Source organism: Ruegeria sp. BI12 (assembly GCF_056537985.1).
In genome coordinates this window covers 1,655,136-1,671,834 of record NZ_JBQFSL010000001.1, presented here as the reverse complement: position 1 = coordinate 1,671,834, position 16,699 = coordinate 1,655,136, and the positions used below count along the sequence as shown (strand labels likewise).

General features: G+C 57.2%; 14 protein-coding genes. 3 read left to right on the top strand and 11 right to left on the bottom strand.

Features of this window, described 5'->3' with window-relative positions; all coding sequences use genetic code 11:
* Positions 1–13 precede the first annotated feature (13 nt).
* The 4 genes from ACR0AK_RS08560 to ACR0AK_RS08545 form a co-directional block, all read right to left on the bottom strand.
* Positions 14–376, bottom strand: coding sequence for a DUF3302 domain-containing protein (locus ACR0AK_RS08560; RefSeq protein WP_480793007.1), 363 nt, complete (start codon positions 374–376; stop codon positions 14–16).
* 34 nt (positions 377–410) lie between these two features.
* Complete coding sequence (locus ACR0AK_RS08555; protein ID WP_170559316.1) at positions 411–980, bottom strand: disulfide bond formation protein B; 570 nt, start codon at positions 978–980, stop codon at positions 411–413.
* Between the two features lie 8 nt (positions 981–988).
* On the bottom strand, positions 989–1,144 hold the full coding sequence (locus tag ACR0AK_RS08550) for a DUF5993 family protein (RefSeq protein ID WP_170557747.1): 156 nt from the start codon (positions 1,142–1,144) through the stop codon (positions 989–991).
* 115 nt (positions 1,145–1,259) lie between these two features.
* Positions 1,260–2,021 carry a DeoR/GlpR family DNA-binding transcription regulator gene (locus tag ACR0AK_RS08545; RefSeq protein WP_480793006.1) on the bottom strand — a complete coding sequence of 254 codons (762 nt, stop codon included), beginning with the start codon at positions 2,019–2,021 and terminating at the stop codon, positions 1,260–1,262.
* Between the two features lie 195 nt (positions 2,022–2,216).
* Between ACR0AK_RS08545 and glpD the strand changes: the two genes are divergently transcribed.
* Positions 2,217–3,809 carry a glycerol-3-phosphate dehydrogenase gene (gene glpD / locus ACR0AK_RS08540; protein WP_480793005.1) on the top strand — a complete coding sequence of 531 codons (1,593 nt, stop codon included), beginning with the start codon at positions 2,217–2,219 and terminating at the stop codon, positions 3,807–3,809.
* Positions 3,810–3,858: 49 nt separating this feature from the next.
* Here the strand turns inward: glpD and ACR0AK_RS08535 are convergent, their stop codons facing one another.
* The 3 genes from ACR0AK_RS08535 to metG form a co-directional block, all read right to left on the bottom strand.
* A complete protein-coding gene (locus ACR0AK_RS08535) occupies positions 3,859–6,996 on the bottom strand; it encodes an efflux RND transporter permease subunit (protein WP_480793004.1) in 3,138 nt (1,045 codons plus the stop codon).
* Between the two features lie 3 nt (positions 6,997–6,999).
* Positions 7,000–8,166 (bottom strand): efflux RND transporter periplasmic adaptor subunit, encoded by a 1,167-nt coding sequence (locus ACR0AK_RS08530; protein ID WP_170557743.1) that lies wholly within the window; start codon positions 8,164–8,166, stop codon positions 7,000–7,002.
* Positions 8,167–8,442: 276 nt separating this feature from the next.
* Positions 8,443–10,161, bottom strand: coding sequence for a methionine--tRNA ligase (gene metG / locus ACR0AK_RS08525; protein WP_480793003.1), 1,719 nt, complete (start codon positions 10,159–10,161; stop codon positions 8,443–8,445).
* A gap of 217 nt (positions 10,162–10,378) precedes the next feature.
* Between metG and ACR0AK_RS08520 the strand changes: the two genes are divergently transcribed.
* Positions 10,379–11,134: an OB-fold-containig protein gene (locus ACR0AK_RS08520; protein ID WP_480793002.1), complete on the top strand. Its 756-nt coding sequence runs from the start codon at positions 10,379–10,381 to the stop codon at positions 11,132–11,134.
* A 34-nt stretch (positions 11,135–11,168) separates the two neighbouring features.
* On the top strand, positions 11,169–12,839 hold the full coding sequence (locus tag ACR0AK_RS08515; protein ID WP_480793001.1) for a flotillin family protein: 1,671 nt from the start codon (positions 11,169–11,171) through the stop codon (positions 12,837–12,839).
* A 32-nt stretch (positions 12,840–12,871) separates the two neighbouring features.
* On the opposite strand, the gene ACR0AK_RS08510 is transcribed toward ACR0AK_RS08515, so the two are convergent.
* From ACR0AK_RS08510 to ACR0AK_RS08495, 4 genes are all read right to left on the bottom strand, one after another.
* Positions 12,872–14,095 (bottom strand): MFS transporter, encoded by a 1,224-nt coding sequence (locus ACR0AK_RS08510; RefSeq protein WP_170557738.1) that lies wholly within the window; start codon positions 14,093–14,095, stop codon positions 12,872–12,874.
* 80 nt (positions 14,096–14,175) lie between these two features.
* Positions 14,176–14,772: a YceI family protein gene (locus tag ACR0AK_RS08505; RefSeq protein ID WP_480793000.1), complete on the bottom strand. Its 597-nt coding sequence runs from the start codon at positions 14,770–14,772 to the stop codon at positions 14,176–14,178.
* Positions 14,769–15,983, bottom strand: coding sequence for an MFS transporter (locus ACR0AK_RS08500; RefSeq protein WP_480792999.1), 1,215 nt, complete (start codon positions 15,981–15,983; stop codon positions 14,769–14,771). The genes ACR0AK_RS08505 and ACR0AK_RS08500 overlap by 4 nt, the downstream gene beginning before the upstream one ends.
* A 62-nt stretch (positions 15,984–16,045) precedes the next feature.
* The gene (locus ACR0AK_RS08495) at positions 16,046–16,666 is read right to left on the bottom strand and encodes an ImuA family protein (protein WP_480792998.1); all 621 of its coding nucleotides are present in this window, start codon (positions 16,664–16,666) and stop codon (positions 16,046–16,048) included.
* Positions 16,667–16,699 lie beyond the last annotated feature (33 nt).

Here is a 16,699-nt window from a genome sequence, read left to right as displayed (position 1 = left end):
GTTTCCTTTGGCCTTAGCTCTTTTTCGTCTCTTCCGGATCAAGCGGGTCGCGGTATTCTTCCGTCAACTCACCGCCCAAGCGTTTGATTTCTTTGCGAACCGCCTCACGTTCATCATCGGGCATCCGGCGGATATCGACGACCGTGCCGTCGTGGAAAGCCCAGATAAACGCATGCACCCATGGCACTATGGCCAGAAACCCCATCCATCCCATTATTTTTATGGCTTCGGCATGCGGGTGATTGCGTTTAATCGCGATGCGGCCTGGCAGGCCCATCACGAACAGAAACAGCGCCATTATGGCGGCCAATAGCAAAATCAGCGCAACAAATGTCAGGTAGTCATAGTAGCCCAGCGGCTGCCCAAGTAGCCCCATCTTCGTGCCTCCGTTCGGGAAGGTTTCCCCATCCTCAGTTGTTGGTGCCCAGTTCGTCAATCAATTTGTAGCTGGTTGGCGGGTCGGCGCAAATGCCTGGACCACACTCAAGCAGAGTTGAGCCGGCATTTAGAACCGCCAGACCTAGCATGACGAAAAAGGCCGTTTTGGCCAGAGTGCTTCCACCAAAACGCGGCTGATCTGAGGTATCGTCAGCGTATTGGCGATCGAACAGCAGCATGACCGCAGTTCCCAATAGGATCAGGAAAAAGCAGATAGCCGCCCAGGTGTAGTAATGCAGTCCCAATACGGGTGAACCGTAATGGCCGGTGCCCGGAACGATATGCAGAAGGATCTGACGCACAGATACGCTTCCGCCGTAAAGCGCCGCGATCAACATCAAGGCATAGTGCTGCGGCCGCGCGCCGTATAGCAAATTCAATCCCAGCCCGACCCCCACGGCGACAAAACCAACGCGCTGCAGCAGGCAAAGCGGGCAGGGCAACTCGTAAAGCGAGAGTTGGTAAATATAGGCCAACAGCAGCACGAGGCTGACGGCCAGCATGCCGATGGCATTCAGGGTTCTGGACAGTTCCGGTGTCATCATCACCCCTACAGTTGGATTGTCAGTTGGGAGGTGGCGTGGAATTTCAGCCAGTACACACTCAACGCCAGCGTGATAAAAAACAGCGCATTGGCTGCAGTTTTTTGTCGAAAATAATTCAGCCCCATGACGGCTGTAAGTAACGCAAATAAAAGCGCTATCATGGCCCGGTTCTCCCATTCCATGTTACGAACGCAATACAGGGATACTGTCAGGCACAAGGAGGGCTGGCAAGAAAAGTTTCACTAAGTTCGCCTTTTGCGCGAACCACTTAGAAGGCTATTTGCAAATGCGCAGGGTGGTCTTCCACTCCTGACACCTGTTGCTCAAACGGTCCGGCAAAGGCTGGTCAGTATAGAACGTGTCGATCTCAGCCAATGAGGTGATACGGGCCGGCGCGGCACGCTGGAACTTTGAGTGGTCGGCTACAAGAAAAGTGCGCCGCGTCTGAGCCAGGATCGTTTGGCTGACATGCACCTCTTGAAAATCGAAGTCCAGCAAATCGCCGTCAGCATCCAGTGCGGAGCAGCCAACGATTGCATAATCGAATTTGAATTGCCGGATGGTCGAGACCGTCAGATTACCGATTAGCCCGCCATCCGACCGCCGCAACACACCACCGGCGACCACGATTTCGCATTCGACGTTCTCTGCCAGAATATTCGCGACGTTCATATTGTTTGTGACGACCATCAGGTCCTTATGTTTCATCAACTGGCGCGCGACAGCTTCGGTCGAGGTGCCGATGTTCATAAAAACGGATGCACCATCGGGGATGTCTTTTGCACAGGTCGAGGCAATGCGCGCCTTGGCTTCATCGTTCAGGGCGCGACGGTCCTCATAGCCAATATTCGACACACCCGAGCGTATGACGGCGCCGCCGTGAACCCGATCCAGCTTGCCCATATCGGCCAGTTCGGACAGATCGCGACGAATAGTCTGAACAGTGACCCCGAATTGTGCAGCCAGCTCTTCTACCATGACGCGGCCATCCTGTCTGGCGATGTTCAAAATGTCTGACTGACGGAAGGAAAGGGACATGGTGAGCTCCGAAGCGAAGATTGTGTTCGTTTTTGTTCTAAAATTCAGTTTTCTCCAAGAGCGTTGTTCGAAAATCCCTATAAAATAATTAGATGTGTGGCGACAAAGCGAAAAAAAACGAAAGAATACGTTGACGAAACGCGGGTTCATCGGGTTAATTAACCCGTTTTTTTCAACAAAGAGAATCATCCGGACATGGAACGGCACACGGACAAGGTCACGGACCTCTTCATCATTGGCGGCGGGATCAACGGTTGCGGTATCGCGCGCGACGCTGCCGGTCGCGGATTGTCCGTGACATTGGCAGAGATGAACGATCTTGCCTCGGCAACCTCATCGGCTTCGACCAAGCTGTTTCACGGCGGCTTGCGGTATCTGGAATACTTCGAGTTCCGCCTTGTGCGCGAGGCACTGATCGAGCGTGAAACACTGTTGCGGGCAATGCCGCATATCAGTTGGCCAATGCGTTTTGTGTTGCCCTATCACAAGGATATGAGGTTCGATTCTGAAACGCCGACTTCTCGTCTTCTCAGCACGGTGATGCCGTGGATGCGTGGACGCCGCCCGGCTTGGCTGATCCGTTTGGGCTTGTTCCTGTATGACAATCTGGGTGGGCGCAAGATCTTGCCGGGGACAACCTCTCTGAATTTGCAAAATGCACCGGAAGGTGGGCCACTGCAGGACAAGTTCCACACAGCTTACGAATACTCGGACTGTTGGATCGAGGATTCCCGGCTGGTGGTGCTAAACGCCCGCGACGCCGAAGCACGCGGAGCACGTGTCCTTGTTCAGACCGAAGTACTGTCGGCTAAGCGTGCGGACGATCTGTGGGAGATCACGATCCGCGATAAGCAGACCGGTGACACGCAGATGGTGCAGGCTAAAATGCTAATCAACGCTGGTGGGCCTTGGGTTGGGGACATCATCCAGAACAAGATCCACGTTGACTCTCGCGAAGGCGTGCGACTTGTGCGCGGCAGCCATATCGTGACGCCCAAGCTTTTTGATCACGACAAATGCTATTTTTTTCAGGGCGAAGATGGGCGGATCATTTTCGCCATTCCCTATGAACGGGACTTTACACTGATCGGCACAACAGATCAGGACCACCCGGACGCCGATGCGCCGCCGACCTGTACCGAGGCAGAGCAGGACTATCTTTGTGCATTTGCTTCGAAGTACTTCGAAAAACCGGTCACCCGCGATGACATTGTGTGGACTTACTCCGGGGTGCGCCCATTGTATGACGACGGGGCGAGCAGCGCCACGGCCGCGACGCGTGATTATACGCTGAAAGTTGACGCACAGGGTGGGGCGCCCGTGCTGAATGTATTTGGGGGCAAGATCACCACGTATCGTCGTCTGGCCGAAAGCGCGATGGATAAAGTGTCGGAACACTTTTCGGATCTTCCCGGTCCCTGGACTGCAGGTGTATCACTTCCGGGCGGAGATTTTCCCGTGGGCGATGTGCCGGATTTGGTTGAGGCACTTTTGGCCAACTACACCTTCTTGGATCGCGGTTGGGCAGAACGTCTCGTGCGTGCCTATGGCACTGAGGCCAAAGTGATTTTGGGTGATGCCAAATCGGCATCCGATCTGGGAGAGGATTTCGGTGCTACGCTGACGGCGCAGGAATTGGAGTGGCTGATGGACAAGGAATATGCGCGTTCGGCTGAGGATGTTGTTTGGCGCAGAAACAAGATGGGCCTGCGGCTTAACGCCGATCAGATCGCGCGCATTCAAAGCTGGATGGATCACCGCCAAGTCCCCGCCGCGGCGACAGCCTGACCTAAGAAAAAAGCCCCGCTAGATTGGCGGGGCTTTTTTTTTGTTTCAATCAGGCCGCTTCTTCTGAAGGGCCCGGATCGTCCTTGGTTCCTTTGATCCATTCCCGGAACCCTTGCAGCAGGGCGTAGAGAACCGGCACGAGGATCACGCCCACCAGAGTGGCCGCCAGCATCCCGCCGAACACGGCGACACCAATGGCTTTTTGGCTGGCTGCGCCCGCGCCGCTGGCCGCCAACAATGGCACAACACCCAGCAGGAAGGACAAGGCCGTCATCATCACCGCGCGGAAACGCTGGAAGGCGGCCTCGGCAGCGGCATCTTTGACCGACAACCCCTTGGCACGTTGCTCCATCGCGAATTCAACGATTAGGATGCCGTTCTTCGACGCCAACCCCACAAGCATGATCATCCCGATCTGCGTATACAGGTTGATATCACTACCCACGATGGCCACGGCCGCCACCGCCCCGAACAGGGCGACGATCACGGATAGCAGGATCGAGACGGGTAAGGTCCAGCTTTCGTATTGCCCAACAAGGAACAAGTAACCGAACAGGATCGCAAGCCCCAGGATGATGACCACCAGACCACCGGTTGCCAATTGTTGCTGCGCAGTCCCGGTCCACTCAAAGGCATAGCCCGGCGGCAGGGCGGTCGTGGATTCCTCGGTCATTACGTTGATCGCGTCACCGGTGGAAAGCCCCGGAGCCGGAACCGCCGTCACGGTTGCTGAACGGAACAGGTTGTGACGTTTCAGCAAGACCGGACCCAGTACGTTTTCAACGTCGATGAGCGTGCCGAGAGGCACCATCTCACCCTTGGTCGATCGCACATACAGGTTCGCGATATCCTCGACATTGTCACGATAAGAACCGTCGGCCTGGATCATCACGCGATAGACGCGACCAAACAGGTTGAAGTCGTTCACGTAGTATGAGCCCAATTGTGCTTGCATAGTCTGGAACACCTCGGCCACAGACACCTGTAGCGTCTTGGCCTTTTCCCGGTCCAGATCCACGAAAAGCTGCGGAACGTTGGCACGGAAGGTGGTGTAGGCTTGCCCGATTTCCGCCCGTTGATTTGCCGAATATACAAAGGAACCGACCGCAGAAGCCAAATCCTGGGGCGAGCCGCCTCCCGTCTGCTGAACCTCCATCTCAACACCGGCTGACATACCGAGACCCTGGATGGGTGGTGGGTTGAAGGCCACGATCGAGGCCGCGGATTCGCCATTTGCAATGGCCAAAACCTTGGCGAGGATGGCGTTTGCGCTCAGGTCGTCTTCCTGCCGGAGGTCCCAGTTGTCGAGGTTGACAAAGATCGCCGCGCCGTTGGTGGTTGTGCCGTTCAACAGCGAGAAGCCGTTGATCAGAACGGTACTGGATACGCCCGGGATCTGTTGGATTTGTTCGTCGACCCGGGCTGAAACGGCCTCGGTCCGTTCTAGGGTCGCGGCATCGGGCAGCTGGATGTCCACAAACAGATAGCCGTTATCCTCAAGAGGAAGAAAGCCGCTTGAGGTGTTGGACATAATTGTGCCTGTGCCTACGGCGAAGGCCGCAATCATACCCAGCCCGACAATGGGAAGTATAAGCAGCTTACGCACAATGGCGACGTAACCGCTGCGGATGGTGCCGATAAAGCTCTCGAACACGGCCAATAGTCCTTTGGGCGGGCCGGAACGGGCTTTCAGAACCAATCCGCACAACGCCGGCGACAGGGTCAACGCGTTGATCGACGAGATCACCACCGCGGTCGAGATCGTCACGGCGAACTGCGAGTACAATCGCCCTGAGATGCCGGGCATGAAGGTCACGGGTACGAACACCGCCAGCAGAACCAGAGTTGTCGCAATCACGGGACCGGTGATTTGCCCCATGGCTTTGCGCGTCGCCTCGGCAGGTGGCAACCCTTCGTCCGCGATGATCCGTTCGACGTTTTCAACCACAACGATGGCGTCATCCACCACGATCCCGATAGCCAAAACCAGGGCGAACAGCGAAATCGTGTTCAACGACATGCCGAACAGCAGCAGGAAGGCGAATGTCCCGATCAATGAGACCGGGATCGCAACCGCCGGAATGATCGTCGCACGCCAGCTTCCAAGGAAAACGAAGACGACAGAGATCACTAGAATAAAGGTCAGGATCAGGGTCGAGACCACATCATTCAGCGACTGCTCAACAAAGTCCGTTGTGTTGAAGGGAACATCATATTCCACATCTGTCGGGAAGGAACGAGACAAACGTTCCAGCTCGGCCTCCACTCGGTCCGACACGGCCAGCGCGTTCGCACCGGGTGCCTGATAGATGCCAATAACAGTTGCAGGGACGCTATCAAAGTAACCCGAGGCCGCATAGTACTCGGCACCCAGCTCGACCCGCGCAATGTCCTTGACGCGCACGATTGAACCCGCATCTCCGGTACGGATAACAATGTCGCCGAATTCGGCGGCCGAGGTCAGGCGGCCTTTGGTCTTGATCGTGTACTGAAAGGTCTGCCCCTCCGGCACCGGAGGCGCCCCGATTGAACCGGCCGAAACTTCGACGTTTTGTTCACGAATGGCGTTGATCACGTCACCCGGAGTGATGGACAAAGCGGCCATTTGGTCCGGGTCCATCCAGATCCGCATTGCGTATTCCAGATTGGTCAGAACGTCCGCTTTACCTACACCCTGAACACGTGCCAGGGCGTCTTTCAGGTTGATCGACGCATAGTTCGACAGGAAGACACTATCATACGTCTCGTTCGGTGAGGTCAGCGTTACCAGCAACAGCATGTTTGTTGAGGCTTTTTGTGTGACCACACCAGAAGATGTCACTTCGGCCGGCAGGGATGACATGGCCTGTGCCACGCGGTTCTGCACGTTGACCGACGCGATATCCGGGTCGGTCCCAACTTCGAACGTGACATTCAGTGAATAGGACCCGTTGTCGGACGAAGTTGACGTCATGTAGATCATGTCGTCCACACCGTTGACCTGCGCCTCAATCGGGGCGGCGACGGTGTTTTCCACGGTTTCGGCGTTCGCGCCGGTATAGGTTGTCGTCACACTGACGACGGGTGGAGTGATGTCAGGGAACTGGGCGACTGGCAGAACTAAATAGCCGATGCCGCCCATGATCGTAAGGACCAGCGAAATGACAAGTGCCAGCTTTGGCCGGCTGATAAACAGGGCAGAGAACATCTGTTACTCTCCCGGCTGCTCAGATGCGACAACGGCATCCACCGCAACACCGGGACGAACCCGCTGCAGACCTTCGACGATAACGCTTTCTCCTTCGCGAAGCCCATCCAGTACAATTATCGCCGTGCCGACCACGTCACCGGTTGTGATATAGCGCTGTTCGACCATCTGCTTGTCATTCACCACCAGCACAAACTCACCACGCTGGTCACGCTGCAACGCGGCCTGTGGGATGAGCACCTGAAGCGTCGGCTCCAGGGCTTCGATCTGAACACTCAGGAATTGGCCGTCAATAATATAGCGGTCCGCGTTGGGAAACTCGGCGCGAAGGGTGATCGCACCCGTCAGCGGATCAATGCGGTTGTCCACGAAAACAATCTCACCTGTTTCGTCCAGCTTGGTTCCATTGGGTAGGGTCAGGTGCACATTCGGGCTTTTGTTGCTTTCAGCCAGTGACGCTGCGCTCTCTCCAACCTGTTCGAGGACCGAGGTGAATTGTTTTTCGTTTAGCGAGAAATTCACATAAATCGGAGCTTCGCTGACCAGGTTGACAAGCGGGGGGTTTGTGGGCCCGACAACGTCACCTACGCTGGTTTCTACACGCCCAATCCGCCCGTCAAACGGAGCGTGAATCTCTGTGTAGCTTAGATCCAGGTTAGCTTGCTGAATGGCAGCATTGGCCGCCTTCACCTCGGCTTCGGCAACCAGTTCGTTGGCGCGCGCGGTGTCACGCTCAGCTTCCGGCGTCGCATCGCGCTGATAAAGCTCTTCCTTCCGGGCCAGATCAATCTTGGCCAGTTCCAGATTAGCCTCAGCACGTTCGAGATCGGCTTTGCGCGCTTCTACGTTCGCCTGGTAGAGGTCGGGCTCAATCGTAAATAACAGGTCGTCTTTCTTGACCAGTGCGCCGTCTTCTACGTCCTTAGTTTCAAGAAAGCCATTTACGCGGGCGACGATGTCGACCTTGTTAATAGCCTCGGCACGCCCGATGAAGACGGCCTGATCGGTGATTTCTTCGGTATAGGCGGCTGCGATCGAAACTTTTGGTGGTGGTGCATCGCTTTGGTCCTGCGCCAGCGCCGCATACGAGACGCCCAAACTGGTCAGTGCTGCAATGGCCAGGACCGGACCGCTGTGGCGAAAAAAGGAATTCTTGATTGCAAGGGACATGGCAGGCGCCTCGTTAAACTTATGGATATTGCGCCGGGGCAGGTCGGTTGCCGCGACGAGTCGTGCAAATTCCTAAGCAGGATGGCCGTTTTGAAACTTTATCTCAAGCTTCTTGAATGCGTCAGTCGGTTGACTTGCTCGGAAATTTTCCCGTTCGCAGGCGGACTTACGCGCAGGAACCTGAACGGATTGTGAGGCAAAGCTAGGAATTTCCCCCGTTTCAAACGAAAACGGAGGCCACAGGGCCTCCGTTGCAATGGCATATCGATCTGATGATCAATCGCGGATTCCAGCGAACCGGGATTGCCAGTCTTCGCGTTGTTCGTCTGTGATCTTGGCGAACAGGACGTCCGGTACTGTGAATTCGTGACCGGCGGGCAGGGCGTCCAGCGCGGCTGCAACATCTTCGGGCCAGCCCGTGTCCAATGTGTTCATCGCGCTTAGCATTTTGGCCGAGGCTTCAGGGATGAACGGAGCACTGAGCACGGCATAGAGACGGATCAGGTTCAGGCCCAGACGCACCTGCGCGGCAGCCTGCTCTGGGTCTTCCTTGAAAGTCGACCATGGTGCGGCGGCCTGCAGGTATTCATTTCCTGCAACCCAGATCGCACGCAATTCCTGCGCGGATTTGCGGACCTCCATCGCCTCCATATGTCCTTCATAGGCCCGAACGCGTTTGGTCAATTCATCAATCAGCGCCTTTTCGCGTTCGCCATAAGCTCCGCCCTCTGGTACAGCCTCGCCGAATTTCGAACGGCAGAACTTGGTGATGCGGCTGACAAAGTTGCCCAGAACGTCCGCCAAATCCTTGTTCACCGACTGCTGGAAGTTTTCCCACGTGAACTCACTGTCGCTACTTTCGGGCGCATGGCTCAGCAGCCACCAGCGCCAGTAGTCGGCGGGCAAGATTTCCAGCGCCTGATCCATGAATACGCCGCGGCCTTGCGAAGTCGAGAACTGACCGCCGTCATAGTTCAGATAGTTGAACGATTTCAGGTGGTCGACCATTTTCCACGGCTCACCCGAGCCAAGAATGGTCGCGGGGAAGCTCAGCGTGTGGAAGGGCACGTTGTCTTTACCCATAAACTGGACATAGCGCACATCGTCGGCGCCCTTATCAGTGCGCCACCAGCGTTCCCAGTCTGCGTCGGTCTTGCCGTTGGCATCCGCCCACTCTTTGGCGCAGGCGATGTACTCGATCGGCGCATCGAACCAGACGTAAAAGACCTTGCCCTCCATGCCGGGCCAGTCCTGATCGCCTTTCTTGACCGGAACGCCCCAATCCAAATCGCGGGTGATGCCGCGGTCTTGCAGGCCGTCACCGTCATGCAACCACTTCTTGGCAATCGAAGTGGTCAGGATCGGCCAGTCTTTCTTGCTGTCGATCCATGCGTCCAGCTGATCCTTCATCGCCGATTGACGCAGATACAGGTGCTTGGTCTCGCGCACCTCCAGATCGGTCGAACCGGAAATGGCCGAGCGCGGATTGATCAGGTCGGTCGGGTCCAACTGCTTGGTGCAGTTTTCACACTGGTCGCCCCGCGCGCGCTCATAACCACAGTTGGGGCAGGTACCTTCAATGTAACGGTCAGGGAGGAAACGACCGTCGGCGTTGGAATAAACCTGTTTTTCCGTGACCTCACGGATCAACCCGGCCTCATCCAGTTTACCTGCGAAATGCTGGGTCAGCTTTTTGTTCTGTTCGCTGGACGAGCGACCAAAGTGATCAAAGCTCATTCCAAAACGCTTTGCGATGTCGGCCTGAACTTCGTACATGTCCGCGCAGTATTCAGCCACTGGCTTACCCGCTTTCGCGGCAGCCAGTTCGGCCGGGGTGCCGTGTTCGTCCGTGGCGCACAGGAACATGACCTCGTTCCCCCGGCCACGCAGGTAGCGCGCGTACAGATCAGCCGGCAATTGCGAGCCGATCAGGTTGCCGAGGTGTTTGATCCCGTTGATGTAAGGGATCGCCGAAGTGATGAGAATTCGAGCCATGTTCCGTTTCCGCGTAACTGTCTGCGCGCCCGTCTACATTATGTTACTCGCCAGCAAAACCCCGGCTTTCGTCAGGATGTCATTTTAGGTACGGCCAGGCGGGAAAATTGACCTGAGTTGCAGCCTTGGATTGCGTGTCCTTCAATTCCTGCAATACCCCTGAGTTGTAAATTAGAATCACAACCTCTTGAATTTTCGCAATGACTCCCCATCTAGTATGTATACCAAAGTATACAATAACGAGGGCAAACAACTGATGTTCGACTTTCTGCTCGAGGGTGCGTTTGCACCCTTTACCTTGGCGCTTGCGCTTCTGTTCGGCCTGCTTGGGCTGGAACTGATTGCGCTGGTCCTGGGTGGAAGCCTGATGGCGGGCGAGGGCGAGGTTGATCTGGACGTTGTTGACGCCCCGGATCTCGACGTTGGTGATTTCGATCTGGATATCGATGCCGATGTCGACCTAGGTGACTTTGAGTTGGCCGAGGTCGAAGCGGACTCGCCTGGCGCGGCCTCTTCGGGATCCTTGGCGTGGCTTGGGATCGGCAAAGTGCCGTTCATGATCTGGCTGGTCGTTCTGCTGGCGGGTTTTGGCCTGTCTGGTATGGGCCTGCAGTTGGCGCTGCGCGATCTGCTGGGCTTCGACCTGCCTGCTTGGGTGGCCGCTATCCCTGCAGGTGCCTTCGGCCTTTGGTTTGCTCGTGGCTTTGGCGGGGTCTTTGCCCGCTTGCTGCCCAAGACCGAGACCGAGGCAACGTCGGAACGGCTGCTTGCCCGCCGTCGCGGCGTAATCACCCAGGGTACCGCATCGCGCGGACGTCCCGCCGAGGTGCGTGTCATGGATCGGTTCGGCAACACCCACTACCTGCGCGCAGAGCCGTTGCAGGACAAGGACGCGCTGAAACAAGGCACCGATGTGCTGGTGCTGCGCGACCGACGGCGCGACCGGTTCGTTCTGGTCGGTTTGTCTGAATAACCAAAATTTCTAACCCCATCATGGAGGATATTGCATGGAACTTCCATTCCTTGCCGTCACAGTTGTGACCATTTTAGCAGTAGTCTTGTTTATTGGCCTTGTGCTTGGCCGTCTCTATAAACGCGCGACCCGAGAGATCAGCCTTGTGAAAACCGGTGCGGGCGGCAAGAAAGTCATCATGGATGGCGGCGTCATCATCGTGCCGCTGCTGCATGAGGTCAGCCCGGTCAACATGAAGACTTTGCGCCTAGAGGTTCAGCGCAGCGGCGAGGCCGCGCTGATCACCAAGGACCGGATGCGTGTCGATGTGGGCGTCGAGTTCTACGTCTCGGTCATGGCGACCGAAGAGGGGATTGCGCGCGCCGCGCAAACACTGGGCGACCGGACGTTCGATGTCGAGCAACTACGTGAAATGATCGAAGGTAAGCTGATCGACGGTCTGCGCGCTGTTGCTGCTCAGATGACGATGGACGGTCTACATGAAAATCGCGCTGACTTTGTGCAAGAGGTGCAGAATGCGGTATCAGAGGACCTTCTTAAAAACGGTCTGTCACTGGAATCCGTCTCGCTGACGGCGCTCGACCAAACACCGTTTGAGGCGCTGGACGAGAACAACGCCTTTAACGCCGTCGGTATGCGCAAGCTGGCCGAGGTGATTGCGACCTCAAAGAAAGAACGCGCGCAAATTGATGCAGACGCCGAGGTTGAGGTGCGTCGTGCGTCGATGGAGGCCCAGCGTCAGAAACTGTTGATCGAAAAGGACGAAGAACAGGCGCGCATCGAACAGGCGCAACAGGTCGAAACCCTGCGCGTCGCGCAAGAGGCCGAGATCGCCGCACGGACCGAAGACTCCGTACGTGAAACAGAACGCGCTCGGATTGCACGGGAAGAAGCGATCCGTTCGGCGGACATTGAGCGTGAGCGCAAAATCCGCGAGGCTGAGATTTCGAAAGAACGTGAACTGGAAGTGGCTGAACAAGAGCGCCAGATCATCATCGCGCAGAAATCCGAAGAGGAAAGCCGCGCGCGTGCATCAGCCGATCTGGCCCGCGCCGAGGCGACCAAGGCGACCGAAGCCGTTGCAACCGCCCGTCAGGTGGCCGAAGCAGAGCGCCAGAAGCAGATTGTCCTAATTGAGGCCACACGCGAGGCTGAGCGTCAGGCAACCGCGATCCGTTTGGCTGCGCAGGCTGAGAAAGAAGCTGCCGCTGACCGTGCTGAAGCCCGCCGTGAGGAAGCGCAGGCTGAGGCTGACGCACTGAACATCCGTGCCGAGGCCAAGAAGAACGACATGTTGGCTGAAGCCGAAGGTAAGCGTGCAATCGTCGAAGCAGACAATGCGTTGTCGGTGGATCAGATTCGCATGAAGGTTGATCTGGCGCGGATTGAGACCATGCCGTCGATCATCTCGGAAATGGTCAAGCCGGCTGAGAAGATCGACTCGATCAAAATCCACCAAGTTGGTGGCATTGGCGGCGGCAACGGCGGTATTGCGTCAAGCGGCGACAAGCCGGTCGTCAATCAGGCTCTGGACTCGATCATGGGTATGGCCGTGCAGATGCCCGCGCTCAAGAAGCTGGGCGAAGAACTGGGCTTGTCGATGGAGAACGGTGTCGGGGGCGTCGTAAACGGCGCGCTGGAACCGACGGTCGAACCTGTGGAAGAGGCTGAGGTGGTCGAACAAGAACCCCGCACTGAACACTAACCAGAAGGGCCGGGTGTTTCCCGGCCCTTTTTCTATTTCCCCTCGCGGGACCGTTTGAGCAAACGGCCAATCGTGAACGATGTGCGCGGCGCGTAGACATAGTTTGTTCTTTCTTCCGGCGTCGGGCGCGACCGCATTCGGGCAAGACCAAAGATGATCAGGAAAATATGCCCCAGTGCAACGAACGCGAAGAGGGCTCCGGGCCCGAACTGTTGGATCAACGTCGATGAAATATAAGGCGAGGCAATCGCGCCCAGGGCGTACCAGAACATCAGTGCGGCTGATAATTCGACGCGCTGTTCGGTTGTTGCGAAATCATTCGCGTGCGCCGATGACACCGAAAAGATCGGGAAGGTTGTAAACCCGAACAAACCTGCGGCAAGCATAACCCCGACCGTTCCCGTCCCACTTGCGGCCATTGTTATTCCGCAACTCAGAACCGCTGCAATCGAGAGCCAGATTAAGACCCAGCGCCGGTCGTATTTGTCGGCAAGCCAGCCCATCGGATACTGAGCAAGCGCGCCACCCAGAACAAAAGAGGCCAGGAAGAAAGCAATCTGGTCCACGGCAAGGCCAACTTCTTGACCGTAAACGGGGCCAACCATCCGGAATGACGCTGAACTCAACGCGGCCACAATCACACCGGCAACTGCCAGCGGCGAACTGCGCCATGCGAGTTTTGGGCGCAGGCGTGGCGCGTCCGGTGTTTTAGGCTGGCTGGCGCGTGTTAATGTCAGCGGCAACAGCGAAGCACAGCACAGAATGGCCAATAGGTTGTACGAAACGTAGGACGCAGGCGGAAGAACTGCGATAATCAGCTGAGCCCCGAGTGATGCCCCCATATCGACAATACGATAGGTTCCCATTGCTCGGCCACGTGTTTCATTGGTGACTTTGGCATTTAGCCAAGCCTCGATAACGGTGTAACTTCCGGCCACGCATGTTCCGGATGCGATACGCAGGGCGGCCCAGATATATGGATTGTCTGTCAGAGTGTGTCCGATTAGCCCCATCGCGCCCAAAGCAGTGCAAACGGCAAAAGCACGCGAGTGTCCTACAGTTCCCATAAGACGAGGGGCCCACCAGCAGCCAACAAAGAAACCTATGAAGTGTGCCGAACCTAAGAGACCGATCTGTTCCGTCGAGAAATCAAGCGTAATGCCGGAAATGGCATCCAATGGTCCGACGCCGCCCGTCGAGAGCTGCAGAAGAATGACAGAAAGAAACAGGGCGGCAAAAGAAATGATCGTGCGCATAGTGCGCCCAGCATTACCGCATCCGCCAGCGCTGCGCGTGATAATTCGACCTCTGCGCGTCGTTTTTTGTCCTTTGGCATTCAGGTCATGCGGATCAGTTCGGCCCGGATGTTCAGCGAGACCATGTCGGCAACCAGTTCGGGATAGCCAGAGGCACCGAAGTCATTGCGGTTCAGCGCACCGGACAGCCGAATGGACAGCGCGTTCAAATCGTCTGCTTCGGATCCGGGTTCGCGGTACAGATTAGCCTGCAGAGTCACGGGGCGTGTGACACCGCGAACCGTCAGATCACCGGTAATGGTTGCGCCTTCTGAAATACGACCGGTCGGGCCAAGCTGTATCCGGGTGGATTTGAACGTGATGGTCGGAAACTCCTTCGCGTTCAGTACGCTTTCGCTAAGCATCGGGCCGCGGGCAAATGGTAGTCGGGTGCGCGCTGCGGCGACGTTCAAAACGACGGTGACACGGCTGTTTTGCAACTGATCCGTGTCGACCTGGATATCTGCCGATTGGATCGGCATCTTGCCTGACTGTGCGACCCCCGAAAGCACGAAGGAAAACCCGACGGACGTCCCGGCTCTAGACAATTCATATTGGACCAACGCAGCATGAGTTGGCCGTGCCAACGGAATGCTCGCCAGACCCGCAATCAGAAAGCGCCGCGTCAATGATCTCATGCCAAAACCTCTTGTCTTCGGGGGCGCGAGCGGCTGAGTAGAAACAGCAGAATTCCGATGTTCAGGCCGTTCCATAGAATGCCGTTCACGAAGGCCAGTTGGTAATTGCCAGTCACGTCGTAAATCCAGCCGGACATCCATCCCCCCAGCGCCATGCCCATGATCGTCATCATCATGACGAAGCCCACACGCGCGCCAGCCTCCTTAGGGGGCATGTATTCGCGCACGACAAGGGCATAGCCGGGCACGATGCCGCCTTGTGACAGGCCAAAAAGCAGGCTTATCACATAGAGTGACACCATCCCGTCATAAGGCAGGAACAATAGCAGCGCGAGGCATTGCAGGACCGAGCCGATCAGAACCGTCGGAACGCCGCCCAGTTGGTCGGAAATAAGGCCTGAGATTACGCGGCTGATTACACCTCCGAACAGCATCAGCGACAGCATTTCCGCTCCGACGGTGGGTCCATATCCCAACCCGACGCAATAGGACACGATGTGTACCTGAGGCATCGACATTGCAACGCAGCACGCAATCCCGGCCAGACCGAGGATGTATTGAAGCGAACGGGGGGAAATGCCAACACTGCGCGCCTTGATTTGTGCGGCAGTGGCGGCGGTTCTGTGTGCCTCGGCCGGAACCTGTCGGCGCAGAAGCAGGGACAGGGGGATAACGACAAGCAGCGTGATAACCGCCAGCGTAAGGTAAACCTGCTGCCAGCCTTCGCGCGCAAGTATGCCGGACAGCAATGTCGGCCAGATAGCCCCTGACAGGTAGTTTCCGCTTGCCACCAGCCCCACGGCGATCCCACGGCGTTTCATGAACCAGTGCGAGATGTCAGCGATCAGCGGTCCAAATCCTATTGATGCGCCGAGACCCAAGGAAAGATGTGCGACGGACAACGTCAAAATGCTGGGTGCCATTGTGGCCATAAGGTAGCTGATGGCGCTGAGAGTTGCCGCCCCGATCAAAGCTTTGGTGACACCCAGTCGATCCACCAATTGCCCCATCCACAGGTTGCCGAGGGCGAATCCGATCATGGCCAGCGTATAAGGCATTGCGGCCTCGGCGCGACTGGCACCGAATTGCGCCTCGACGGCAGGCATTACAACAATGACGGCCCACATTCCCACATTTGCAACGGTTGCGATGATCAAGGTGATCGCAAGCCGCAGCCAGGAGTATCGACTATCATGGATCGCGTGGCTCATCCCGGAACGCTAGGGCTCGGCCCTTGCTTTGGCCAGTCACAAACCCCGTGAGGAGGGGATGATCACACGGGTGTGTCCTCTGTGGCGATCTGCTGCAGGTTCAGACCGGCGCGCGGTTTGGTCTGCGTGGCGTGCCAGCTGACCGGGGGCAGGGCGCGGGCACGGCGGCGGGTCAGGGTCCAGCGTCGGGCCTCTGCCTGATGGTCTGCGGCCATGTGCCAGCGCGTCTCGACCCCTTGCGCGCCGCCGTCACCAGGGGTCAGCAGCACCCCAAGCGGAGCCCGCCCCATCGCACCACCTTGTTCGGCAGCCAGATGCATGCGTCGCACCGGCGTCAAGCCCGGCGCACCTGGCAGATCACCGATGACCAACGGGATGGCCCCGCTGCGCAGCGCCTCTTCTACGCACCACAACAGGTCTTCGGATCGGGTCGGGCGAACAAAGATGAACCGGGCGGGATCGGCAAAGGCCATCATACCATCGGGGTTGAGTTGGCCGGGCTCCCATGCGGGTGCGATCCACAGCACCGGACCCTGCGCCTGACCTGCCAGCCACATGGCAAAGCTGCGCCGGGCGGGGCCGCAGGCCTCGTGCACGCGGGCCAGTTGCAGTCTGATCTGCGGATGAAGATCTATTCCCGGCACTTCACGCGCGGGTTTGCGACCAAGAAGATGTGTAGACATGCTGTCAGATTAGCATGTTCCCATTTTGTTCTC

What these genes read in the sequence shown, in the direction of transcription:
- ACR0AK_RS08560 (WP_480793007.1), bottom strand. Translation starts at nt 376, where the DNA reads ATGGGGCTACTTGGGCAGCCGCTGGGCTACTATGACTACCTGACATTT.
- ACR0AK_RS08555 (WP_170559316.1), bottom strand. Translation starts at nt 980, where the DNA reads ATGACACCGGAACTGTCCAGAACCCTGAATGCCATCGGCATGCTGGCC.
- ACR0AK_RS08550 (WP_170557747.1), bottom strand. Translation starts at nt 1,144, where the DNA reads ATGATAGCGCTTTTATTTGCGTTACTTACAGCCGTCATGGGGCTGAAT.
- ACR0AK_RS08545 (WP_480793006.1), bottom strand. Translation starts at nt 2,021, where the DNA reads ATGTCCCTTTCCTTCCGTCAGTCAGACATTTTGAACATCGCCAGACAG.
- glpD (WP_480793005.1), top strand. Translation starts at nt 2,217, where the DNA reads ATGGAACGGCACACGGACAAGGTCACGGACCTCTTCATCATTGGCGGC.
- ACR0AK_RS08535 (WP_480793004.1), bottom strand. Translation starts at nt 6,996, where the DNA reads ATGTTCTCTGCCCTGTTTATCAGCCGGCCAAAGCTGGCACTTGTCATT.
- ACR0AK_RS08530 (WP_170557743.1), bottom strand. Translation starts at nt 8,166, where the DNA reads ATGTCCCTTGCAATCAAGAATTCCTTTTTTCGCCACAGCGGTCCGGTC.
- metG (WP_480793003.1), bottom strand. Translation starts at nt 10,161, where the DNA reads ATGGCTCGAATTCTCATCACTTCGGCGATCCCTTACATCAACGGGATC.
- ACR0AK_RS08520 (WP_480793002.1), top strand. Translation starts at nt 10,379, where the DNA reads ATGTATACCAAAGTATACAATAACGAGGGCAAACAACTGATGTTCGAC.
- ACR0AK_RS08515 (WP_480793001.1), top strand. Translation starts at nt 11,169, where the DNA reads ATGGAACTTCCATTCCTTGCCGTCACAGTTGTGACCATTTTAGCAGTA.
- ACR0AK_RS08510 (WP_170557738.1), bottom strand. Translation starts at nt 14,095, where the DNA reads ATGCGCACGATCATTTCTTTTGCCGCCCTGTTTCTTTCTGTCATTCTT.
- ACR0AK_RS08505 (WP_480793000.1), bottom strand. Translation starts at nt 14,772, where the DNA reads ATGAGATCATTGACGCGGCGCTTTCTGATTGCGGGTCTGGCGAGCATT.
- ACR0AK_RS08500 (WP_480792999.1), bottom strand. Translation starts at nt 15,983, where the DNA reads ATGAGCCACGCGATCCATGATAGTCGATACTCCTGGCTGCGGCTTGCG.
- ACR0AK_RS08495 (WP_480792998.1), bottom strand. Translation starts at nt 16,666, where the DNA reads ATGTCTACACATCTTCTTGGTCGCAAACCCGCGCGTGAAGTGCCGGGA.